The sequence below is a fragment of the Hallerella succinigenes genome (genome assembly GCF_002797675.1).
In the GTDB taxonomy this organism is placed as follows: Bacteria; Fibrobacterota; Fibrobacteria; order Fibrobacterales; family Fibrobacteraceae; genus Hallerella; species Hallerella succinigenes.
On sequence record NZ_PGEX01000001.1, the window covers coordinates 1,037,585 to 1,056,499 of the forward strand.

Genomic DNA, 18,915 nt, shown 5'->3' on the forward strand with positions numbered 1-18,915 from the left:
CCGTTTAGCCAGATGTGAAATTTTCGCCGATTCCAGTCTGTTAAGCGGACTTTTTTATTTGCGAGGATTGTTGTTCCCGCGCCCACCGCCGGAAGGGCCTTTGCCTCCGCCGTGTCCTGTAGGCCATCCTGCGCCATTGGGATCGTTTTGTGGTTGTGCCATATTGGGCCTCCTTTTACTTGGTCTTACCATTGTCTTTGATTACTCGTAATATGCCAGCCACCGCCTTCGGGGCAACGGTAAACGTGCATCGTAATGCCCGTTGCGAACCTGCGCTCATTGGCGACCACGCCAGCTTCGTATTCGGTAAGATAAAGATTCTTTTTCTTACCGTCTTTACCGCAACAGGAACACATACCTATTTCCTCCTTCCCTGAAATTTGACATCTTCGGGATTGCAGAGACGCGATTTATTGTTCATCGCATCCACATACTGCTTGTTGAATCCCGATGTGCCCTTGTTAGAGTTGTTCATATTGGAGACGTTGTTTTCTGGTTTCATTTTCTTATCCTTTTTTTCAAGAAACGGAATTGTTTCCTGCCTGACAAAAAAATTATCTATTCCGTTTCTAAAAGGCAATATTGAGAAGCCGTCGAGTCACGTCAAAAAAATACGACGAAAAAATCAGTTGAATTTATCCCGATTTTCTTCGAGATATTTCAAGATGTGACTTGAATTACGCAGAAAGGCAAACTCCCAGCATGAAATCTCCGCTGCATTTTCGTGAAGTGCTTTTTGGTTCGGATCCCCTCCATGCTCAACCATCATTTTGAAAAGCGTGATATTATCGGATTCTGCTGCAAACATTAGAGGGGTATACCCTCTAATGCCTTTGATTTCAAGGGAATAGTTAGGATTGGCGCCCTTTTCCAGTAAAATCTCCGCAATTTTGTATAAGTTTTCTTTTTTTGAGTATTTTAGGAACTGCTCATAAATTAAATGTTGCTTACGCTCAATATACAACCTTGCCGCCGTATTTTTTTCTGAGTTCCAGGTTTTTATGATTTGGTCATTAGATAGACCTCTAAAAGCGTCAATTTGACGACGAAGGCTGTCTATCATTTCTGGACTCCAAAATGTCGAAGGAAATGCGTTTAGAATAAAATCTGGCATAAACATTTTTGCGACAGTAAACAAAGGTGTTTCTCTGTCTGGCGAGTGTATCCCATCAACATCAGCCCCCATGTCTAGAACATCTTTAACCACGCTTGGATTTTCGCTTAGTACTGAAAGGCCCAAGCAAGTCAATTTCATTTTGTCAGATTGTGTATTTATTGTAGTTGTATTGTGAGGAAGAACTTTTAAAATATTGAATAGCTTCATTCCCAATTCCGGTTCATAAGGTATGCCAGTGAGATTCATTTTATGAATAGCGAACAACAGGGCGGAATCCCTTGATGAGGTCATTTCATTTGCGTTTACTTTTGCATCAGCAAGTTCCTTAACTGCTTCGACATTTCCAGTCATTGTGAAATAGGTTAATTGAGGAAATTGTTTGTATTGAACAGTAAATTTCTTTGTGTATGGTTCTTGGGGCTTTTGAGGTAAATCTTCCTCAAAAAACAAAAGAGGGCCATTTATACCTGATTCAAATTTTTTTAGTTGATTCGCATTTTTAATACAGTCTTTAGGGAAATAGAGAAAGAAATAATCAGCCCATGCTTTTTCTTCCCAATCTTCTATTTCCGTAGTTGTCGCTCTCGAATCTTTGTTGACTGGAGGATAATTCTTTTCATAGGACGATGTAGGTGCATCAATTTTTTTACTATAGATACCGAAGGCGATGCAGTAGTTTTTTATCAATTTTAAAAAAGTTCTGTTTTTTAGAACTGCTGCTAATGCGAGTGCGGGCTGATAGATTGTCGCTGTTTTATTGTCTGCTGTAATAAAAGCAGTATCTTGTAGGTTGAATGTATAGAACAGGTTTGGCAAAACTTCCTTGAAAATTTCAAGTGCAGTTTTAAATTCGCCAGAATAAACATTTGCGATTGCAGCAAGCGTTGGACGAGTCCATTCGCTAATAAAGCTGTCCTTGCCATGAATGTTGCAGAACTCATCGAAATCATCTAATATTTTTTTGAAGTTGTAATCGCCAAGTTCAGCCTGTTTTCTGATTTCTCGTTGCGCTACAACAAATTGTTCTCCGATAATTTTGTACTGATTGAAGGCTTCTGGCGTTGTGTTTTGCAGCGTATAATTAGGATCCTTTTTTAACTGGGCAAAAACATCTTGCAAGCTACAAGGGCTTGCCATTTTTTCCGCTTTCTGTAAAAGACAAGCAATAAATAAAATTTCACAACAATAGATGTAATTGTTGGGTATGCATTTTTCATTAATAGTCTCAAAAAGTTCCCCCATTGATGGAACTTGTATTCCTTTTGTCCATCGAACAACCTTGTCTCTTTCGCTATCTTTAAAACATTTTAATAAATCTGGATTTTTCTGTTTGACTATCTCAAAGCCATATTTTAATGGAGTTGATGTTTGATACAGCTCATCAAGAATCGTTTTGTCCTTGCAAGAAATATGGTTTTTAAGGTCGTATATCCAACATGCAGCCAATTCTATACGATATCGCGTAATGAAGTCTCGACTAGGGGTGACGTGCGCAGGAGTCCACCAAATAGTATGAGCGTTTTTAGCGTAAAAATTGTCCTTCCAAAGTTGCATTTCTCGTTCAAGGTTGTCTTTGGGAAACGGCTCGATTATAAAAGATGATTTTGGATATTCAAAAGGGAGTCTGAAGATTTCGTCTTTAAGTTTTTCCAACACTTCAAAATCAATCTTGGGTTCTCTTGCCATTTGATCGAATTTTACTGCAAAATCAGCATTTGGCCTGGTGTCAAGTACTGTTGATATAATTTGTAACTGTCTCGCCAAGCTGGGATGTGGCGGATTGAATTCCATATACTTATAATTGACCATATAATTTTCCTTTTTAACGGAAAATAAAAAAGACCTTACGTCGTTTCACGTTATTTTTTTTCAGCCCCATTCGAGCAATGTAAAATCAGCCCCCCTTTTTGCTGTTTTCCTCCATTTTTCGCACTTTATCCAAGAATCATTAATACACAAGCGAGCATTATCATACAGAGCTTAAGCCCGGGCGTTACGGGTGCGGCGTATGAGCACCCGCATAGAAGGGGTAGCGGAAGACCCGGCTGGGCGGGTTATACAAAGACGCCCACTCTTTTGAGTGGGCGTGATTATAAGGGCGGGGGCGGGGCTGTAGTTAGGGGAAGGCTTTCCCCTCCCAACAACTTATTTCACCACGATGTTCACGAGCTTGCCCGGGACCACAATGGACTTCACGACGGTCGTGAGGGATTTGTTGTGACCGAGGATGCTCCACATTTCTTCGGCGATATGCGGGGCAAACGGGTGCAAGAGCTTCACGAACGTTTCGCACGGTTCGCGGTAGCACTTGTCACCTTGATGACGGTCTGGTGCATCACCTTCTCGATTGCTTCGGGGGCGGTTTCATCCACAAAGACCAGGGCTTCGTCAGAATCACCCACCACGGAACGCCAGGCTCGGCCGAGGAAGCGGTTCATGCCTTCGATGCCCTTGGTCTGCCACGGCTTCACAGCGTCCAGCGGGCCCATGAACATTTCGTACAAACGAAGGCTTTCGGCACCGTAGTCGCGCACCACATCATCGGGGTTCACGACATTCTTGAGGGACTTACTCATCTTCGCCACGATCTGCTTGAGCTCGATGTCGGTTCCCTTCTTGAAGAACTTGCCGTTCTTTTCTTCGACTTCGTCGGTGGGGACCTTGGAGCCAGCGGCGTGTTCGGCACCGCCCACGTAGAGGTCCACGGGCATCCAATACTTTTCCAGTTCCTTTGCGAGGAAGGCGTCGACGTTGCAGGCGTCAATGTAGCGCAGGTAATACCAGCAGGAACCTGCCCACTGCGGCATGGTATTGGTTTCGCGGAAACCCTTACGGCCGTTTTTTTCGACAACGTTGAGCCATTCGGTTGCGTTGGCCAGCGGAGACTGACCGCCGTCACCCGGCTTGTAGTCCTGCAAGTCCGGCAGCTGCACGGGGAGTTCTGCATCGTCGACGGTAGAGATTTCACCGAAAACAGCAACACTTGCCTTTTCAACCATTTTATCATATATTTGGTTTGAAATGCAAGAAACAAACGAAAAGAAACTGGAAAAATTGCTGAGCGCGAACGGAGGCTATATCACGCGGAAGCAAGTTGATAGCCACGGGATTCCCTCGTGGTTCTTGACCGATTTCGTGAGAAAGCAACGTCTTGTTAAGATAGACAAGGGGTTCTACGCCCAAGAACAATGGATTCGGGACGATTATCTTGTGTTTCAATACAAATATCCCAAATTCATCTTTTCGCACGTTTCCGCACTCTTTTTGCATGGACTGACGAACCAACTTCCGGCTTACTTCGAAGTGACCGGCCCCAAGAACTATCGACCTTTTTCTCCGAAGCCTTCCGTCACCATACATACGGATTCCCACGACGAATCCTACAGACTTGGGGTTTGCAAAATCAAGACTTCGCTTGGGCATCTGGTGGAATGCTACAACATGGAACGAACACTTTGCGACATCATCAAGAACAGCCGAAAAATCGATGCCGAAATTTTCGGCAAGGCGCTCAGACTCTACGCAAAGTCAAAAGGCAAGAGCATTCGCAACCTGCTCCACTATGCGCAGGTTTTGAAAATAGAGAATAAAGTTGCGGAACTTATGACGGTGGTAATGAATGAAGATTAACAAGAACTCTCTGCAAGCGAGAATCAACAACCTCTCCAAAGAATTGAACGTCCATGTCAACGTCTTGCTGATATCATTCTTATTCGATGCGTTCATTTCTAGATTAGCCAAGTCAATATACGCAGACAAATTCGTTTTCAAGGGCGGTTTCTATCTTGCCACATTGCTCGGCGTAAAGAACCGTTATACTGCCGACATAGATTTCCTTCTGAGAAAGGAATCCATGGACGAGAATAGATTGAGAGAAATTTTCTCCGACATCATTGCAACCAATGCCGACGATTCAATAACTTTCGAAATAGCCGATATCTCTCCAATACGCGACGAAGATGCCTACGGCGGTTTTTCCATCCTTCTGACAGGGCACTTAGAGAATGTCAGACAAAGTTTCCATGTCGATGTCGCTACGGGCGACCCAATCACTCCGACAGATATTGAGTATTCCTACCAAAGCCTCATCAGCAACGAAACCATCGCGTTCCGAGCATATAACCTGGAAACAGTCGTTGCAGAAAAACTTCAAACCATTCTTTCCCGAGGCATGCTCAATAGCCGTTGTAAAGATTATTACGACATCTATATCATCAATCAATTGCAACGGAAGAATATCAGCATTCCCGACTTGAAGAAAGCTTTTGTAACAACTTGCCAATACCGCAAAACGCCTTTTAAAAAAGAAGAAGCTCTTTTGCTTCTAGAAGAAATTTCAAGGAGCGACATTCTTCAAACTCGATGGAAGAATTATGCTAGGAAGGCATCCTTTGCAAAGGACATTACGTTTGAAGCAACGGTTGAATCTTGCAAAGAGATTCTCGATTGCATTTTCTAGCATTTCGGGGTCTTAGGGGCGGAGCCACTAGGCGAAGGGGTAGCGGAAGACCCGACCAGGGCGGGTTATATAAAAGACGCCCACTCAAATGAGTGGGCGTAATTATAAGGGCGGGGTCGGGGCTGAAGCGAGGGGAAGGCTTTCCCCTCCCAACAACTTATTTCACCACAATGTTCACGAGATTGCCGGGGACCACAATGGACTTCACGACAGTCATGCCCTTGGTAAATTCCTTCACTCGGTCGTTGTCCATGGCGAGCTTTTCCAAAGCGGCCTTGTCCATGTCCTTCGCGACAGAGGCCTTCGCGCGGACCTTGCCGTTCACCAGGAACACGACTTCCACGGTGTTTTCCACGGCCTTGGAGTGGTCGGCTTCGGGCCAGGCGCGGCCGAGGAAGCGGTTCATGCCTTCGATGCCCTTGGTCTGCCACGGCTTCACAGCGTCCAGCAGACCCATGAACATTTCGTACAAACGAAGGCTGTCGGCACCGTAGTCGCGCACCACATCATCGGGGTTCACGACATTCTTGAGGGACTTACTCATCTTCGCCACGATCTGCTTGAGCTCGATATCGGTTCCCTTCTTGAAGAAGTGGCGCAAGCGCCATCTGCTTCGGCTCGGCCATGCCGGTGTGCAAGCACTCCGTCGCGGCACTCGTCGCCCGCCACCTAAAACCGAGCCCACGGTCTCGGCCCCAAGGGGTCACTATCCCTAACGCGGGATGCGGAAAAAGAGAATTTATTTATCTTGAAGCAAACGATCTATATCGTCAAAAGCATTTTCCAATGCTTCGGCATGGTATCGTTCGTGCATGCTATAAACAAAATCAGTCAGTTTTTTTCTTCAAGCTGAGCAGAATTTTATTCGCGGTGTTCCTTTATAAGCAGCATACTGCTCCATCAAGAAACTGAAAAATTCCATTTCTTTAGCCATTAGCATCTCCTAATGTAAATGGAATCTCGCGGGTCGCCCGTTCTTTGTTCAGCTTCCCACATGTCGAAAATTCCGAAACAACTGAAGTCCCACATCTGGAGTTCCGGATTGCTCAACATTTCATAAGTCTTCGAGAACATGAACTTCTTGTACGCATCCATAATCGGGAATCCGTACTTCTTGCTAATCATCTGCGAAACTTCGCGATCGTAGTAGTCAAGGATGAAAGGAAGGACTTTGTTCATTGTTACACCGCCTTAACAAATATAAGTTTTTGCAAAAATTGGCTGGATGCCTCACACAAAATACAATCCATTCCCTTTTGATCGATTATGCGAGCTTTTTATCGTTTTAACTTAGCCAAGCTTTCAAAGGGCAGCAGTTCCCCATCGTTGGTGTCGTTGCGGAGGTCGTTGTATATGTTTCTGCAGTTGGCACAAATGCAGTGGAAATTCTGACGAACATTTTTTACCGGGCGCTTGCTCGGAAAAAAGTAATAGATGTTTTGAACACCACCGTAATTTAAGAACGTCAAATCAAAAACCTTTTCGTAATCGTAACCGCAGATTTCACACGCAGCACCCTTTTTCTTCACAAGATCCAGTTGAAGAGGCACTACCATGCTGTAATGATATGTTTTAGGGACGCTTTCCGTATTTGTTTCACACAAATTAGAAGCAAAATTCTTTTTCGCAGAGACAGTAAAAGCATTATAGAGAAAATTGACCCACAACCATTCCAATTTCGTCCCGAGAGAGTCGTTCAGCACCATCCCCGAATGCCCCTCTTTCCATACATATCGAGGGAACGCCTTTTCGAGATCCCGAATACTGAGATGCACGCCCCGCTCCGTATCCACCAAGAAATCGGGCTGTATATTCACATAATAAGTCATCCGGCCCTTGCCAGACCAGTCTTCGTCATGATAAGGGTCGGACACGATCCTTCCGCTCATGACCACGCCGGTTTTCCCCTTGCCGACACGAAGCATAAAGAAGCGGTCCCCGCAGTGAACCTTTTCGTGCTCCCACACACTCCAGTTCAGCATGTAGTTTTGCGAATTTCGCGCTTCTTCCATGGCATTCTTGAAACGGTTCATGCTGTAGCTGGAAATTTCCGGATTCCATCTCAAAATGACGACGCTCATCGGGACCTCCTGTGGTTTTGGAGCCTACACAGGAAAGATACATCCATTTTAGCGTCAATTTTTGACATTTTATGATTTTCAGCGTATTTCATCCGCCTGTCCATAATCCTTTGAATTGTTTATACTATTTTTCTCCCTAGATGCTACGGGCTTTCGCTCTTGCTCTCTTGCGATGATTTTTATTTCAACGTTGATTGTATTTTCTAACATTTCGGGGCTGGCGACGCAGGGGATGCCTGCGCCATCACCTTGCTGTTGAAAGTGCTGTCGTTCTTGATTTTCGTGGGGATTGTGGCGTCTTTAATGTTCTGTGGCGGACAAAAAGATAAAAAACTTGCATTTTCAACCATTTTGTTATACATTTAGTTCGAAATGCAAGAAACAAACGAAAAGAAACTGGAAAAAATGCTGAACGCGAACAGCGGCTATATCACGCGAAAACAAGTTGACAACCACAAGATTCCTTCGTGGTTCTTGACTGACTTCGTGCGAAAGCAAGGCCTTGTCAAAGTAGACAAGGGTTTTTACGCCCAGGAGCAATGGATCCGGGACGATTACCTTGTTTTTCAATACAAGTATCCCAGATTCATCTTTTCATACGTTTCAGCACTATTCTTGCATGGGCTAACGGACCAGCTCCCAGATTATTTCGAAGTGACCGGCCCCAAGAACTACCGACCATTCTCACCGAACCCATCCGTCACCATCCACACGGATTCTCACGAAGAAACCTACAAATTGGGAATCTGCAAAATAAAGACATCTCTTGGGCATCTGGTAGAATGCTACGATATGGAACGAACGATTTGCGACATCATTAAAAGCAGTCAAAAAATCGATGCGGAAATTTACGGCAAGGCACTCAAACTTTACGCAAAGTCAAAAGACAAGAACACCCACAATCTTCTCCGCTATGCACAGGCTTTGAAAATAGAAAGCAAGGTGGCGGAACTTATGACGGTGGTATTGAATGAAGATTAACAAGAACTCCCTGCAAGCAAGAATCAACAATCTTTCCAAAGAAATGGACGTCCACGCCAACGTCCTGCTGGTATCGTTCTTTTTTGACGCTTTCATTTCAAGACTCGCAAAGTCAATACACGCAGACAAATTCGTTTTCAAAGGCGGATTCTATCTCGCCACATTGCTCGGCGTAAAGAACCGCTACACCACCGACATAGATTTTCTTTTGAGAAGGGAATCTATGGACGAGAATAGATTGAGGGAAATTTTCACTGACATCATCGCAATCGATGCCGACGATTCTATCACTTTTGAAATAAGCGACATTTCTCCTATCCGCGACGAAGATGCCTATGGTGGATTTTCCATTCTTTTGACCGGGCACCTAGAGAACGTCAGACAAAGTTTCCATGTCGATGTCGCCACGGGCGATCCTATTACGCCAAAAGATATTGAATATTCCTACCAAAGCCTCATCAGCAATGAAACCATTGCGTTCCGAGCATACAACCTAGAAACAGTTGTTGCAGAAAAACTTCAAACTATTCTGTTCCGAAGATTGCTCAATAGCCGGTGCAAAGACTATTACGACATTTATATTATCCATCAATTACAATGGCGTAAAATCAGCATTCCTGATTTGAGGAAATCTTTTGAAACAACATGCCAATACCGCAAAACACCCTTTGAAAAAGAAAAATCTCTTTTGGTTTTAGAAGAAATTTCAAAGAGCGACATTTTTCAAACTCGCTGGAAGAATTACGCAAAAAAATCTTCGTTTGCAAAAGGCATCTCGTTTGAAGCGACAATTGAAGCATGCAAAGAGATTCTTGATTGTATTTTCTAACATTTCGGGGCTGGCGACGCGGGAGACGCCTGCGCCATCACCTTGCTGTTGAAAGTGCTGTCGTTCTTGATTTTCGTGGGAATTGTGGCGTCTTTGATGCTCTGTGGCGGGTAAATATGAATAAGATTTAATACACTGCATCGTTCTTTTACTAATTTTTATATAAATTTTAGTAAAAAGGAGCGCTTTATGGGAACCACAATGCATACAATCAGCGCAAGAATAGATTCCAAGCTCAAAGCGCAAGCCGAAACCCTGTTCGACCAGCTCGGGATGAACATGAGCACGGCAATAACCGTATTCTTGAAACAGGTCGTCCGTCTCCGCAAAATCCCGTTCGAGATTGCCCTTGACACTCCCAACGACGAGACTATCGCCGCCATAGCCGAAGCAAACGATATCGCGTCAGGAAAACGCAAGGCAAAGTCTTATAAAAATGCGAAAGCAATGATCAAGGACATCCTGGACGATTAATGGAAATCAAAACCACATCAAAATTTCGGGCGATGCGCTCATATTGACGCTGACGCGAACAGGTTCGCACAGCGATTTGTTCAAGAAATAGGAAGAAGGCGCAGGAGATACCTGCGCCATTACCCTGTTGTTGAAGGTTCTTCCGTTCCTGATTTTCGTGGGGATTGCTGAGTCGCTTATGTTTTGCGGAGAGTGAAAAAAAAAGACCGTAGCGGCATCGTCGTCACCGACAACGGAACGCCAGTCGCGGGCAAGGTCACTATCCTTAACACAATTTTTAAAAAATGTCATCACCAAACTTTTCGGCTCACACAAATCTTCGCGTTCGGCAATTCTTTCCGCAGATAGTTCAGCACCTGCAATATTCGTTTCCGAACAAATCTTCGTAAAACAGCATTCTTGACGCGAGGAAAATAATCAATCACTCCGACAATTTTATCGCAATGCCGCAACTGATTGATAATTACCTTGGCGTCATTCTCTAGATTTGCTTTAAGAAGTTCACTTACCTTAATTTTTCGAACATAGTTGTTTACGTCAAACAATTCCCGTACATAACGATAATCAAGAATATCCCGGCATTTCCTGACTACAGCAAAATTGATATCGACGATTTCTTTTCCATCCCAAAATACACCTAGTAGTTTGTATGTACTTTTCATTTTATGCACTCCGCTTATACTTCTTGCTCAGTTTGTGATAATCGTCATATACGCGGTAATCAAAGCCCATCATATTGAGTTTTCCCAAAGCAATCTCATCTTCCGGGCCATAAACAACCAATTTAGACGGCATCACTCGCAAGGTACTCGAGATAAAACGAAAGTCTAGCGGGTCTTCTTCTGCACATCCGAGGAATCCAGCGGCCCACATAATTCCTTTAGGCATGTTGTTTAGGTTTTCTGCTGAACGGGCATCGCCGGTCCGGAGATTCGCCACAACCTTCACCCCGTTTACCGCCAAAACAGCCATAAACAACTGATGCAGCAACATTATTGCGTTTTGCCATTCCTCGTCCATATCACTGGTAACGGTTATATCTATTGTGACAACTCCTAAAAAACGCTTGTACTCAGGAATATCTTTAAGCACCTTCTTAAGTCTGGGATAAATGCGTTTATCCCCGCAATAAAAGCAAAGTAGTGTCTTTTTAGGATCCGTCACAAGGATGTTTTTGCGAAAATCGTATGGAAGAACGAGTTCAGGATATTCATCCAAAAACATCTCTTTGCGCAGCAAAGGGAAACCCTTGCTGTTAAATTTTACCTCTTTGCGCTCCAAATACCGGATGTATTCTTCGGAAACTTTCAGCAAATCGACCAGGTTTTTGACCATTTTTCAAAACCTCTAAGATGCGGAGTCCTCAACAAAGTACTCCAGGTTGCCTTTTGCTTGCCGAATTTGCTATCTTAAAGAGCCCTCAGCCTTGTTTGGATAGCAATATTCAACAAGCGACTTGCCGGGGGCGGCTGCTACCGCTTTCCGGCATTTTTATTTACCCTTCCATTTTTTTAACACATTCGCACATTCCTCTTTGGGCAAACAATGATTTGTTCCCAAAATATCTTCCAAACATTCAACCGCCTGGGAATAGTCTAAGATCTTCTTCCCGACCATTCTTTCAAAGACTTGTAGCAGATTGTATACCTTTGGAACATGTTGCTTTGCGATATTCAAAAAATTACGATCGCTAGACAAAATCACGCAGTCGTTTTCCTTCGCATAGAAAATGAACTCCGCCTCGGTATACGTCAGTTTATTTGACACTGAATCATAAAAAGAGAGAACTTCGTCAGTTGAAGACTCATCCAAGCCAACAATATTTAGTTTATTAAAGGCTCTTCATCAACATGTGTGGGTGGCTTCGCCACCCTTTTTTTGTTGACTTTCGCCTAAATCAAACAAAAAAATGGGCTATTTTCTAAAATTTAATCGCCAAAAAAAACAGAAGAAAAAGCCCATGTCAAAATTATACAAATCCATCTTCAATGTCAACGGCTGTTCAGTCGTCAAGCAGGAGCAAACCGACACCACGGTCACCATCACGGTAAGACTCACCAAGGGCAACGCCAGCAGGTGCGGCTGTTGTGGGCGAAAAGGGAAGCTCTACGACAACGGCCGGGAACAGAGGGTATGGCGGACGCTCGATCTCGGCACGAAGATGGGCTTCATCAGGATGGACACCTACAGGGTGAAGTGCAAGAAATGCGGCGTAAAAACGGTGAAGGTGCCGTGGGCAAGCCACAGGTCAGGCTTCACCGACGCCTTCGAGCAGCAGGTCGCATGGGCCGTATGCAGCATGTCGAAAAAGGCTGTCGCAAAGCAGCTACGCATCGCCTGGAATACCGTGGGGGAAATTGCCGACCGCGTATGGGATTGCCTGGACACAAGGCCGATCAAGGCAGGCTGCATCTTCAGGCGCATAGGCATCGACGAGACCAGCTACAAGAAAGGGCACAAGTACATAACGGTGGTAGTGGATCACGACAGGCGCTGCGTGATCTGGGTCCACGAGGGCTACGGGAAGGAGGTGCTGGACCTCTTCATGAGGGAACTCAGCGAAGAGCAGCGCAAGGGCGTGGAGCTTGTGACTTGTGACGGAGCCAAGTGGATAAGGTCAAGCATCGAGGAGTTCCTGCCCAATGCCGAACGGTGCGTGGACAGCTTCCATGTCGTACAGTGGGCGACAGAAGCCCTGGACAAGGTCCGTGTGGAAACCTGGAAGGAGGCCCGCAAGGAAAACCGCAATCAGAAACGGGGCCGAGGCAGGCCCACGAAGGATAGCGTCCCGAAGGACCGCACCGCGGAGGGGATAAAGAACTCCAGGTACGCTCTGGGCAAGGCTCCAGAGAACCTTAACGAAAGCCAGCAGAGAAAAATAGAACTCATAGCAAGCCGCTATCCGCGTCTCTACAGGGCATACCAGCTCAAGGAGGAACTGCGCATCATCCTGAAGATGGGCTATGACGATGCCAGGGAAAATCTGGACAGGTGGCTGTGGCGTGCAAGCCACTCACGCATCGGCTCAGTCAAGGATCTGTACGCAAAGATCAAGCGTAACTACGACGGAATCCTCAACACAATCAGGCTGGGCGTGTCAAACGCAAGGATCGAGGCGACGAACAACAAGATAAAGCTACTGATACGGACTGCCTATGGCTTCAGGAACATGAACAACATGCTGTCGCTGATAATGTTGAGCTGTTCCTATGTCGATGTAAAGATAGCCTACGAATGGGAATCGGAATCGAGAGAATCATCTAGCAAGGCTGCCTAAATGCTACCACACATATTGATGATGCCTCTTATTAAAGTTCCTTATTCTATCAAAAATTTCCGGTGCTACAATCTTTTTCAATTCTCTTAACACACCATCTGTCGTGCAGAATCCGCATTCCATAGAAAGCAACGCTTTCAGCGAGCATACAGAAAGCATATCGCGAATTAAATTCGCGTCTATGAGAAAGCGTTTCTCCATTAGAATGCAAATTCCCTTGCAACAAAGTCGATGTTTTTTCCAAGTAGAGAAGCCGCCTTAGAAATAGTTATCAGCCCTTTTTCCAAAGCTGCACCAATAAGCCGGAAAAGCCGATCGGAATGTTCTTCGTGCCAACATGATTGTTCGACAAACGCTTTATAACTAGGCTTTTGATTTTTATGGATTCGATAGCCGGCATAACGTTTTTCACTTATGATTCCGCATTCCTTCAGCTTATGCATTATCGCGTCAAAAGAGATCCCAAATTCCTTTTGAATCGGACGAATGTCATAAAAGGTATAATCCTTCTTGCCTGAGTCAAGATTTTTTCTTAGGGTTGATTCAGGAAGAAGCATTTCACTTGCAAAACTATTGCATATATTTTCAATTTCCTTTTGCGTCATAGCGGAGGTATCGGTATTCAGCAAAAGATGTCCTAATTCATGGAATGACGTAAGCCGTTTTCTTTCTGGATAATCATTTTTTGCAAGCACTATTACCGGATATGTTTCATTAATCCAGGCACTCAAGCCATCAAAATCAGGGATTGCGTCCAACTCAATGACTATAACACCATGTTTTTCCAATAGTTCAATGACATTGCCAATGCATCCGTCCTTCAAATTCCATTCTATTCTAAGGCTTCGGGCAGCATTTCTCGCATCCTCAAAGTTTGCGACATCATATCTTCTAAATTTTTCCTCACAGCGTGCCCCGCAAATTTCTTCCACCTCGATATAACGTTCTATTAAATCGGACGCAACTTGTTCAATCCTTTTTTCCATTTTCCCAGAAACACGTTCCTTCTTTCGGAAACGAACCGTCTCCATCTGAAATTTCAAGGGTCGAAGAAAATAGCCGCAAGGCAAATCCAACGCATCTGCCAAAGCATTCAAATGCGTAGGACTTGGCTTGAGTTCGCCCTTTTCGAATCTGGAAATCGTCATTTTAGTGACAGGTGGTACCATGTGCGAACAGAGTTCGTCCATAGACCAGCCTTTCATCAGGCGAGCATTTTTTAACCTTACTGGAAAGTCTGTTAATGAGTCCATAAGCTTTGCCCCCGCAGCAAAAAAAATAACTATTAAACCTGCACAAGAATACCTGTTTTTAGCACGATCGCTCGAGATGAGTAATCCAACAATTTTTCATATGCCGGCCTGAACGAATCAGAAACATTCACGGCAAGGCGTTCTTCTAGCCAATTTTTTAGTTTTGCACATTTTTCAATATCAAAATAATCACAATCCCCAAAGTCAAGCAAGGAACCACATAAATCATTAACGGGATTCACAAAATCATCTTTAAATTGATGCCAAATCTCTAAATTTGCACCGAAGTCAAAGTCATACTTTTCGACTCTTGGGTCCGGTAACGGTTCAGGAACATCAGGCTCGTCTCCATAATAGGGAACGCCTTCTAACGTTTTAAACAAAACGAACCACATTACATTTCCTCCTTGCGTTTACAACTGTATTTCAACGCCTGTATTTAACTCTACAGCACGGAATGAATATTCTCGCAATTTTTCATAGAATGGTTTCAGAACGGGTGGGGTTGGTTTAGTCAATCTGTCATCAAGCCATTCTATTATTTTTTTGCATTTGTCGGCATTGAGAAAATCTACATCACCAATATCAATTAACGCATCGAGTTGTCCATCTACAGGATTTATGAAATCTTTTTCAAAACAATCCCAATATTCTCTCGGAATATCGAAACGATATATTTCGACGCGACTTTCACGGTCTTCAGGAATTTCTGGTATATAACCGTAATACTCCAGATTATCTAAGTCTAGAAACAAAACAACCCACATTACATTTCCTCCTTGCGTTTGATTTTGAAGTGAGTCCCCTCGTTAGAACCTGTCAACGTTCCATCCATCATATAAAATAGCTCAGTTGCTTTATTTTTTATTCGTAAATATCCAGCGACCATATCGCACATCACAATGTTATCTGCCCCTTCGAAATAATACTTATATCCGTTTTCGTAAGCTTTTGCATTCGGAGCGTATTGATTTACAATATCAACGATATTGACCTTTTCTTTTTTCCAATTCTCGTTAAATTCCTTTTCCCTCAATTTGGCCCGATTATATCGAGCCAGGTCAATAGGATTTGACGGAACCTTCGTTTCGCAGTAATACTTCGACGCTTCCGAGTATATCTCTTTCGCATTCGACATGCAAACTCCTTTAACACGTCCCCTGTTTGGGTCGTTTCGGTTAAGGTTAAACTTCGCCGAAACAGTCGTCTTAAAGGACCTCAGCCTTGCTTGGACAACAGTATTCGGCATTTGCGTGCATCAGGAATTGCGACTGCTACCGCAATCCGCTCGTTACAAATATAACATATTTTGTCATTTTGTAACGTAAATTTTCAAAAACATTCAAATTTACACCGCCTCCATGGCTTTCAACAAATCTTCGTAACTGGCGACCTTGTGGTACTTTACGTCTTCGGTCGAGATTTCGTTGAAAAGGCGTTCGGCGCAGTGAATCTTGGCATCTTCGATGGCCTTGAGCTGCATGGAATCCATGCTGCCCTTGGTTTCGGCGACAAAGAAGATGTGCTTCACGGAATCCTTCTTGAAGGCAATGGCCCAATCGGGCGAGTAGTTGCCCACCGGAGTCGGAATCTGGAATGCCTTCGGGAGTTTTGCATACACGGCCACTTCGTCGGCAGACTCAAGCTGCTTTGCGAAGCGTGCTTCTACGCTATCTTCGGGCTTTTTAGCATAGCCGTCAGTAAAAATGTAGTCGGTGATATGCTTTTCCGTCAGGAACGCCTTGTCTAGCGTGGCGTGTTTTTCGGCGGTAAAGATATCGCTATCGTATGTTCCATCAATCACAGAATAACCGATGTGTTCCACAATCATGGTCGCTTTCTGTTCCTTAATGAGCTTCACCACATTCTTGATGTACTCTTCGGGATTCTTGCGGAACATGAACAGTTTGCCTTCGGTCTTTTTCAAAATTTCAACGACCGTCTTGCGGGTAAGTTTCGCGCCTTCGGCTATTTCACCTACTAGGTCATATTTTACCGTTGATGAAGATACTGTAGAAGCCTTCTTGCGGACAGTCTTTGTCGCACCGAACGCATCAACTCCGGTCTGGTCGGCTTCGGTAATCACGTATGTCAGTTCACTCACCATCAAATTGTCATTGATACTCTTGGCGGCCTTTTCCACAAGTTCTGCACTGTCATAATCGACGGTATAGACATACTTGTGATTCAGGCGTTTCCACAAATCCTGAAATTCCTGCTTGTAGTAGTTCGCGTTCAAGACGCTTGCTGGAACTTCGGTCGCATTTCCGTCTTCAACCATCGTTTCGAGCGCAAGTTCCGTATCGAATGTCGCCTGCACGAGTTTATGAATGCTAGTTTCCATTCCGGCCAGTTTACCACCCATCGCAGCAAGCGTTCCGGCATCCTTGTGCATCTTATATCTTTCGGTGACTCGCCCCTTTTCATCGACATAATCGTTGCTGTAAAGGTATGCAAATACAAGGCTTGCTTCGGCATCTGAAAGCGTATGCTTTTCACCACCGACCATTTCAATCGATTTCCCGAAGAAGTAATCCTTGTTGGCCAGCGTCGGCCTATCGCGAAGCGCTTCCCTGATTTCGGACTGCAAACCACTTACAAATGCGGCGTAATCTTCGTTGGCAATGACAGTCAGTTTGTTCAGGTTATGGATGTTTTCACCCAAGACTTCCAAATCCTGGCGATCACCATCCTGATTCACGCAAAGGCGTAACCCACGCCCCACCTCTTGCCTGCGGCGGACATTGGAACTAGCGTGGCGGAGCGTGCAAATTTGGAACACGTTCGGATTGTCCCAGCCTTCCTGCAACGCGGAATGGCTAAAGATGAACCGCACGGGATTCCCAAAACTGAGCAGGAGTTCCTTATTTTTTAGAATAAGGTCGTAAGCGGAAACATCATCACTCATTCCGTCCAGTTTCTTTTCGGCCTTGCTATCGCAGGCGTGGCCTTTCTTGTCGATAGAGAAATATCCCTTATGCGTATCTTCGGCAGTAATCCCTTTTAGATACTTTTGATAATCGTCATCGAAAAAAGTCAGTTTTTCAGAAACAATGTTGTTGTATTCTTCTTCGAACGTTTTCCAGAGGAAACCCTTGACCTCGTCATCGCCTTCATAGCTCTTGTAATTTGCGACTTCATCAATGAAAAACAGCGAAAGGCACTTGATTCCCTTCTTGAAAAGCTCTTCTTCTTTTTTGAAGTGGGCTTCGATGGTTTCGCGGATTTGCAAACGCTGCATCGTCTTTGCATCCGTATCGTTTACGACTTGGCCCTTGTAAATTACTTTACCGTTAGTAAAAACAACCTGGTTTGCGAGCGGATCGATTTCCGCAATGGTGAAACCGTCATACGCATTGGTCCCGCTAGCAACGGAAAGCTTATCGCCATATTCAAACTTGCGATATTCCCGGCTGATTCCGGAACCCTTCTTGACTTCAAGTTGAATTTTTGCAACAGGAGCCTTTTTCGGATCTAGGATAATATCGTCTAGATACAGGTACGCAGCCGTTCCCGCCAAGTTTTTTGCAGTAAGTGTCTTGACTTGAATTTTCTTCACGAGTTTTTGGCGGTAGGCGTCAAGAGCGTCCAAGGCATAGATGAGATTGTGCTGGATCTTATGCGTTGCGGAGTAGTTCAAGATGAACAGCGGCTTGAACGCCTGCATGGTCTTCTGGGTGACAGTTCCTTCAAGTTTCTGAGGTTCATCCAGAATGACAATCGGATGGTTTGCCGCCAGCACGTCAATGGGCCTACGGCTCCCGAATTCATCGCGCCTGTCAAAAATTTTTCTGTTCGCTTCGGGAATTTTCTTGCCTTCGGCAATTTTCTTCTTGTAATCTTCTTCGTTGAACGATGATGCAAACGCCTGGGCGTTAATAATCATTACATTGATGCCGGCATCGCTCGAATAGGAATCAATCTGCTGCAAATGGTCGCTGTTGTAGATGAAATAGCGGGCCTTTTTGCCGTAATATTCCATAAAATGGTCTTCAAGCGTCTGGAAACTCTTATAAACGCCTTCGCGAATCGCCTTACTCGGCACAATAACTATGAACTTGCTCCAGCCATACCGCTTGTTGAGTTCGAACATGGTCTTGAGATACACGTAAGTCTTGCCTGTACCCGTTTCCATTTCGATATCGAGGCGGCAAGCTTCCACGCCGGACTTTACGATGCTTGCAGAGCGCTTGATGTCGCAGATATCCTGCGACTTGTGGATGTTTGCGAGCAGTTCGCTTTCGGAAAGTTCGATATCGTGGTTACGGAAGCCCGCATCGTCCTGATCGAATACGTTTACTTGACCTTTGCGCTTACCCAAGTCACGGCGATAAACGGTATTGTCGTAGCAAGGCTGCCCCGCAAAAACGTTTACGGTATTTTCGACAGCATCGGTCTGGTATTGCTGAATCTTGAACTTGAATTTCATTTGTTTACAGTTTCA

The 18,915-nt window shown here is 44.6% G+C and carries 20 protein-coding genes and 2 pseudogenes; 6 read left to right on the forward strand and 16 right to left on the reverse strand.

Annotated features, from left to right (window positions below):
- Window positions 1-185: 185 nt before the first annotated feature.
- From BGX16_RS14520 to BGX16_RS04625, 4 genes and pseudogenes are all read right to left on the reverse strand, one after another.
- Window positions 186-356 (reverse strand): hypothetical protein, encoded by a 171-nt coding sequence (locus tag BGX16_RS14520; RefSeq protein ID WP_157797868.1) that lies wholly within the window; start codon window positions 354-356, stop codon window positions 186-188.
- Window positions 357-358: 2 nt separating this feature from the next.
- Window positions 359-502 (reverse strand): hypothetical protein, encoded by a 144-nt coding sequence (locus tag BGX16_RS14800; protein WP_198514860.1) that lies wholly within the window; start codon window positions 500-502, stop codon window positions 359-361.
- A 123-nt stretch (window positions 503-625) separates the two neighbouring features.
- Complete coding sequence (locus tag BGX16_RS04620; protein WP_100424998.1) at window positions 626-2,926, reverse strand: ankyrin repeat domain-containing protein; 2,301 nt, start codon at window positions 2,924-2,926, stop codon at window positions 626-628.
- Window positions 2,927-3,262: 336 nt separating this feature from the next.
- Window positions 3,263-3,939 (reverse strand): annotated as a pseudogene (locus BGX16_RS04625) (class I tRNA ligase family protein); the annotation flags it as partial.
- A gap of 199 nt (window positions 3,940-4,138) precedes the next feature.
- On the opposite strand from BGX16_RS04625, the gene BGX16_RS04630 reads away from it, so the two are divergent.
- Window positions 4,139-4,747 carry a type IV toxin-antitoxin system AbiEi family antitoxin domain-containing protein gene (locus BGX16_RS04630; RefSeq protein ID WP_100424999.1) on the forward strand — a complete coding sequence of 203 codons (609 nt, stop codon included), beginning with the start codon at window positions 4,139-4,141 and terminating at the stop codon, window positions 4,745-4,747.
- A complete protein-coding gene (locus BGX16_RS04635; protein WP_100425000.1) occupies window positions 4,737-5,576 on the forward strand; it encodes a nucleotidyl transferase AbiEii/AbiGii toxin family protein in 840 nt (279 codons plus the stop codon). Before BGX16_RS04630 ends, BGX16_RS04635 begins: the two co-directional genes overlap by 11 nt.
- 379 nt (window positions 5,577-5,955) lie before the next feature.
- Here BGX16_RS04635 and BGX16_RS15325 read toward each other — a convergent pair.
- From BGX16_RS15325 to BGX16_RS04655, 4 genes and pseudogenes are all read right to left on the reverse strand, one after another.
- A pseudogene (locus BGX16_RS15325) lies at window positions 5,956-6,168 on the reverse strand (class I tRNA ligase family protein); the annotation flags it as partial.
- 147 nt (window positions 6,169-6,315) lie between these two features.
- On the reverse strand, window positions 6,316-6,411 hold the full coding sequence (locus BGX16_RS15225; RefSeq protein WP_420866607.1) for a hypothetical protein: 96 nt from the start codon (window positions 6,409-6,411) through the stop codon (window positions 6,316-6,318).
- 98 nt (window positions 6,412-6,509) lie between these two features.
- The gene (locus BGX16_RS04650; protein ID WP_073302221.1) at window positions 6,510-6,755 is read right to left on the reverse strand and encodes a hypothetical protein; all 246 of its coding nucleotides are present in this window, start codon (window positions 6,753-6,755) and stop codon (window positions 6,510-6,512) included.
- 98 nt (window positions 6,756-6,853) lie between these two features.
- A complete protein-coding gene (locus tag BGX16_RS04655) occupies window positions 6,854-7,657 on the reverse strand; it encodes a hypothetical protein (protein WP_100425001.1) in 804 nt (267 codons plus the stop codon).
- A gap of 372 nt (window positions 7,658-8,029) precedes the next feature.
- Here BGX16_RS04655 and BGX16_RS04660 point away from each other — a divergent pair, with 372 nt between their 5' ends.
- The 3 genes from BGX16_RS04660 (at window position 8,030) to BGX16_RS04670 (ending at window position 9,941) form a co-directional block, all read left to right on the forward strand.
- Entirely contained in the window at window positions 8,030-8,638 is a 609-nt protein-coding gene (locus BGX16_RS04660) for a type IV toxin-antitoxin system AbiEi family antitoxin domain-containing protein (RefSeq protein ID WP_100425002.1), read from the forward strand.
- A complete protein-coding gene (locus BGX16_RS04665) occupies window positions 8,628-9,467 on the forward strand; it encodes a nucleotidyl transferase AbiEii/AbiGii toxin family protein (RefSeq protein ID WP_100425003.1) in 840 nt (279 codons plus the stop codon). The genes BGX16_RS04660 and BGX16_RS04665 overlap by 11 nt, the downstream gene beginning before the upstream one ends.
- 189 nt (window positions 9,468-9,656) lie before the next feature.
- Window positions 9,657-9,941 carry a type II toxin-antitoxin system RelB/DinJ family antitoxin gene (locus BGX16_RS04670; RefSeq protein WP_100425004.1) on the forward strand — a complete coding sequence of 95 codons (285 nt, stop codon included), beginning with the start codon at window positions 9,657-9,659 and terminating at the stop codon, window positions 9,939-9,941.
- A gap of 6 nt (window positions 9,942-9,947) precedes the next feature.
- Here the strand turns inward: BGX16_RS04670 and BGX16_RS04675 are convergent, their stop codons facing one another.
- From BGX16_RS04675 to BGX16_RS04685, 3 genes are read right to left on the reverse strand one after another with little or no spacing between them, the layout of a single operon-like run.
- Window positions 9,948-10,232, reverse strand: coding sequence for a hypothetical protein (locus BGX16_RS04675; RefSeq protein ID WP_100425005.1), 285 nt, complete (start codon window positions 10,230-10,232; stop codon window positions 9,948-9,950).
- Window positions 10,232-10,603: a hypothetical protein gene (locus tag BGX16_RS04680; protein ID WP_100425006.1), complete on the reverse strand. Its 372-nt coding sequence runs from the start codon at window positions 10,601-10,603 to the stop codon at window positions 10,232-10,234. The genes BGX16_RS04675 and BGX16_RS04680 overlap by 1 nt, the downstream gene beginning before the upstream one ends.
- 1 nt (window position 10,604) lies before the next feature.
- A complete protein-coding gene (locus BGX16_RS04685; protein ID WP_100425007.1) occupies window positions 10,605-11,276 on the reverse strand; it encodes a DUF4417 domain-containing protein in 672 nt (223 codons plus the stop codon).
- A 625-nt stretch (window positions 11,277-11,901) separates the two neighbouring features.
- On the opposite strand from BGX16_RS04685, the gene BGX16_RS04695 reads away from it, so the two are divergent.
- The gene (locus tag BGX16_RS04695; RefSeq protein ID WP_157797854.1) at window positions 11,902-13,218 is read left to right on the forward strand and encodes an ISL3 family transposase; all 1,317 of its coding nucleotides are present in this window, start codon (window positions 11,902-11,904) and stop codon (window positions 13,216-13,218) included.
- Between the two features lie 200 nt (window positions 13,219-13,418).
- On the opposite strand, the gene BGX16_RS04705 is transcribed toward BGX16_RS04695, so the two are convergent.
- The 5 genes from BGX16_RS04705 to BGX16_RS04725 all read right to left on the reverse strand — a co-directional run bounded on the left by BGX16_RS04705 (window position 13,419) and on the right by BGX16_RS04725 (window position 18,900).
- Window positions 13,419-14,471 carry a helix-turn-helix domain-containing protein gene (locus BGX16_RS04705; RefSeq protein WP_100425010.1) on the reverse strand — a complete coding sequence of 351 codons (1,053 nt, stop codon included), beginning with the start codon at window positions 14,469-14,471 and terminating at the stop codon, window positions 13,419-13,421.
- A gap of 32 nt (window positions 14,472-14,503) precedes the next feature.
- On the reverse strand, window positions 14,504-14,866 hold the full coding sequence (locus BGX16_RS04710; protein ID WP_100425011.1) for a hypothetical protein: 363 nt from the start codon (window positions 14,864-14,866) through the stop codon (window positions 14,504-14,506).
- A gap of 18 nt (window positions 14,867-14,884) precedes the next feature.
- A complete protein-coding gene (locus BGX16_RS04715) occupies window positions 14,885-15,238 on the reverse strand; it encodes a hypothetical protein (RefSeq protein WP_100425012.1) in 354 nt (117 codons plus the stop codon).
- Complete coding sequence (locus tag BGX16_RS04720; RefSeq protein WP_157797869.1) at window positions 15,238-15,609, reverse strand: hypothetical protein; 372 nt, start codon at window positions 15,607-15,609, stop codon at window positions 15,238-15,240. Before BGX16_RS04720 ends, BGX16_RS04715 begins: the two co-directional genes overlap by 1 nt.
- Before the next feature lie 210 nt (window positions 15,610-15,819).
- Window positions 15,820-18,900 carry a type III restriction-modification system endonuclease gene (locus BGX16_RS04725; RefSeq protein ID WP_100425014.1) on the reverse strand — a complete coding sequence of 1,027 codons (3,081 nt, stop codon included), beginning with the start codon at window positions 18,898-18,900 and terminating at the stop codon, window positions 15,820-15,822.
- Window positions 18,901-18,915: the final 15 nt, after the last annotated feature.

Bases quoted from the DNA above. Each gene is read 5' to 3' on its own strand.
- BGX16_RS04635 (WP_100425000.1), top strand. From the start codon at position 4,737: ATGAAGATTAACAAGAACTCTCTGCAAGCGAGAATCAACAACCTCTCC.
- BGX16_RS14800 (WP_198514860.1), bottom strand. From the start codon at position 502: ATGAAACCAGAAAACAACGTCTCCAATATGAACAACTCTAACAAGGGC.
- BGX16_RS04725 (WP_100425014.1), bottom strand. From the start codon at position 18,900: ATGAAATTCAAGTTCAAGATTCAGCAATACCAGACCGATGCTGTCGAA.
- BGX16_RS04675 (WP_100425005.1), bottom strand. From the start codon at position 10,232: ATGACATTTTTTAAAAATTGTGTTAAGGATAGTGACCTTGCCCGCGAC.
- BGX16_RS04655 (WP_100425001.1), bottom strand. From the start codon at position 7,657: ATGAGCGTCGTCATTTTGAGATGGAATCCGGAAATTTCCAGCTACAGC.
- BGX16_RS04685 (WP_100425007.1), bottom strand. From the start codon at position 11,276: ATGGTCAAAAACCTGGTCGATTTGCTGAAAGTTTCCGAAGAATACATC.
- BGX16_RS04660 (WP_100425002.1), top strand. From the start codon at position 8,030: ATGCAAGAAACAAACGAAAAGAAACTGGAAAAAATGCTGAACGCGAAC.
- BGX16_RS04630 (WP_100424999.1), top strand. From the start codon at position 4,139: ATGCAAGAAACAAACGAAAAGAAACTGGAAAAATTGCTGAGCGCGAAC.
- BGX16_RS14520 (WP_157797868.1), bottom strand. From the start codon at position 356: ATGTGTTCCTGTTGCGGTAAAGACGGTAAGAAAAAGAATCTTTATCTT.
- BGX16_RS04705 (WP_100425010.1), bottom strand. From the start codon at position 14,471: ATGGACTCATTAACAGACTTTCCAGTAAGGTTAAAAAATGCTCGCCTG.
- BGX16_RS04665 (WP_100425003.1), top strand. From the start codon at position 8,628: ATGAAGATTAACAAGAACTCCCTGCAAGCAAGAATCAACAATCTTTCC.
- BGX16_RS04710 (WP_100425011.1), bottom strand. From the start codon at position 14,866: ATGTGGTTCGTTTTGTTTAAAACGTTAGAAGGCGTTCCCTATTATGGA.
- BGX16_RS04650 (WP_073302221.1), bottom strand. From the start codon at position 6,755: ATGAACAAAGTCCTTCCTTTCATCCTTGACTACTACGATCGCGAAGTT.
- BGX16_RS04680 (WP_100425006.1), bottom strand. From the start codon at position 10,603: ATGAAAAGTACATACAAACTACTAGGTGTATTTTGGGATGGAAAAGAA.
- BGX16_RS04670 (WP_100425004.1), top strand. From the start codon at position 9,657: ATGGGAACCACAATGCATACAATCAGCGCAAGAATAGATTCCAAGCTC.
- BGX16_RS04695 (WP_157797854.1), top strand. From the start codon at position 11,902: ATGTCAAAATTATACAAATCCATCTTCAATGTCAACGGCTGTTCAGTC.
- BGX16_RS04720 (WP_157797869.1), bottom strand. From the start codon at position 15,609: ATGTCGAATGCGAAAGAGATATACTCGGAAGCGTCGAAGTATTACTGC.
- BGX16_RS04715 (WP_100425012.1), bottom strand. From the start codon at position 15,238: ATGTGGGTTGTTTTGTTTCTAGACTTAGATAATCTGGAGTATTACGGT.
- BGX16_RS04620 (WP_100424998.1), bottom strand. From the start codon at position 2,926: ATGGTCAATTATAAGTATATGGAATTCAATCCGCCACATCCCAGCTTG.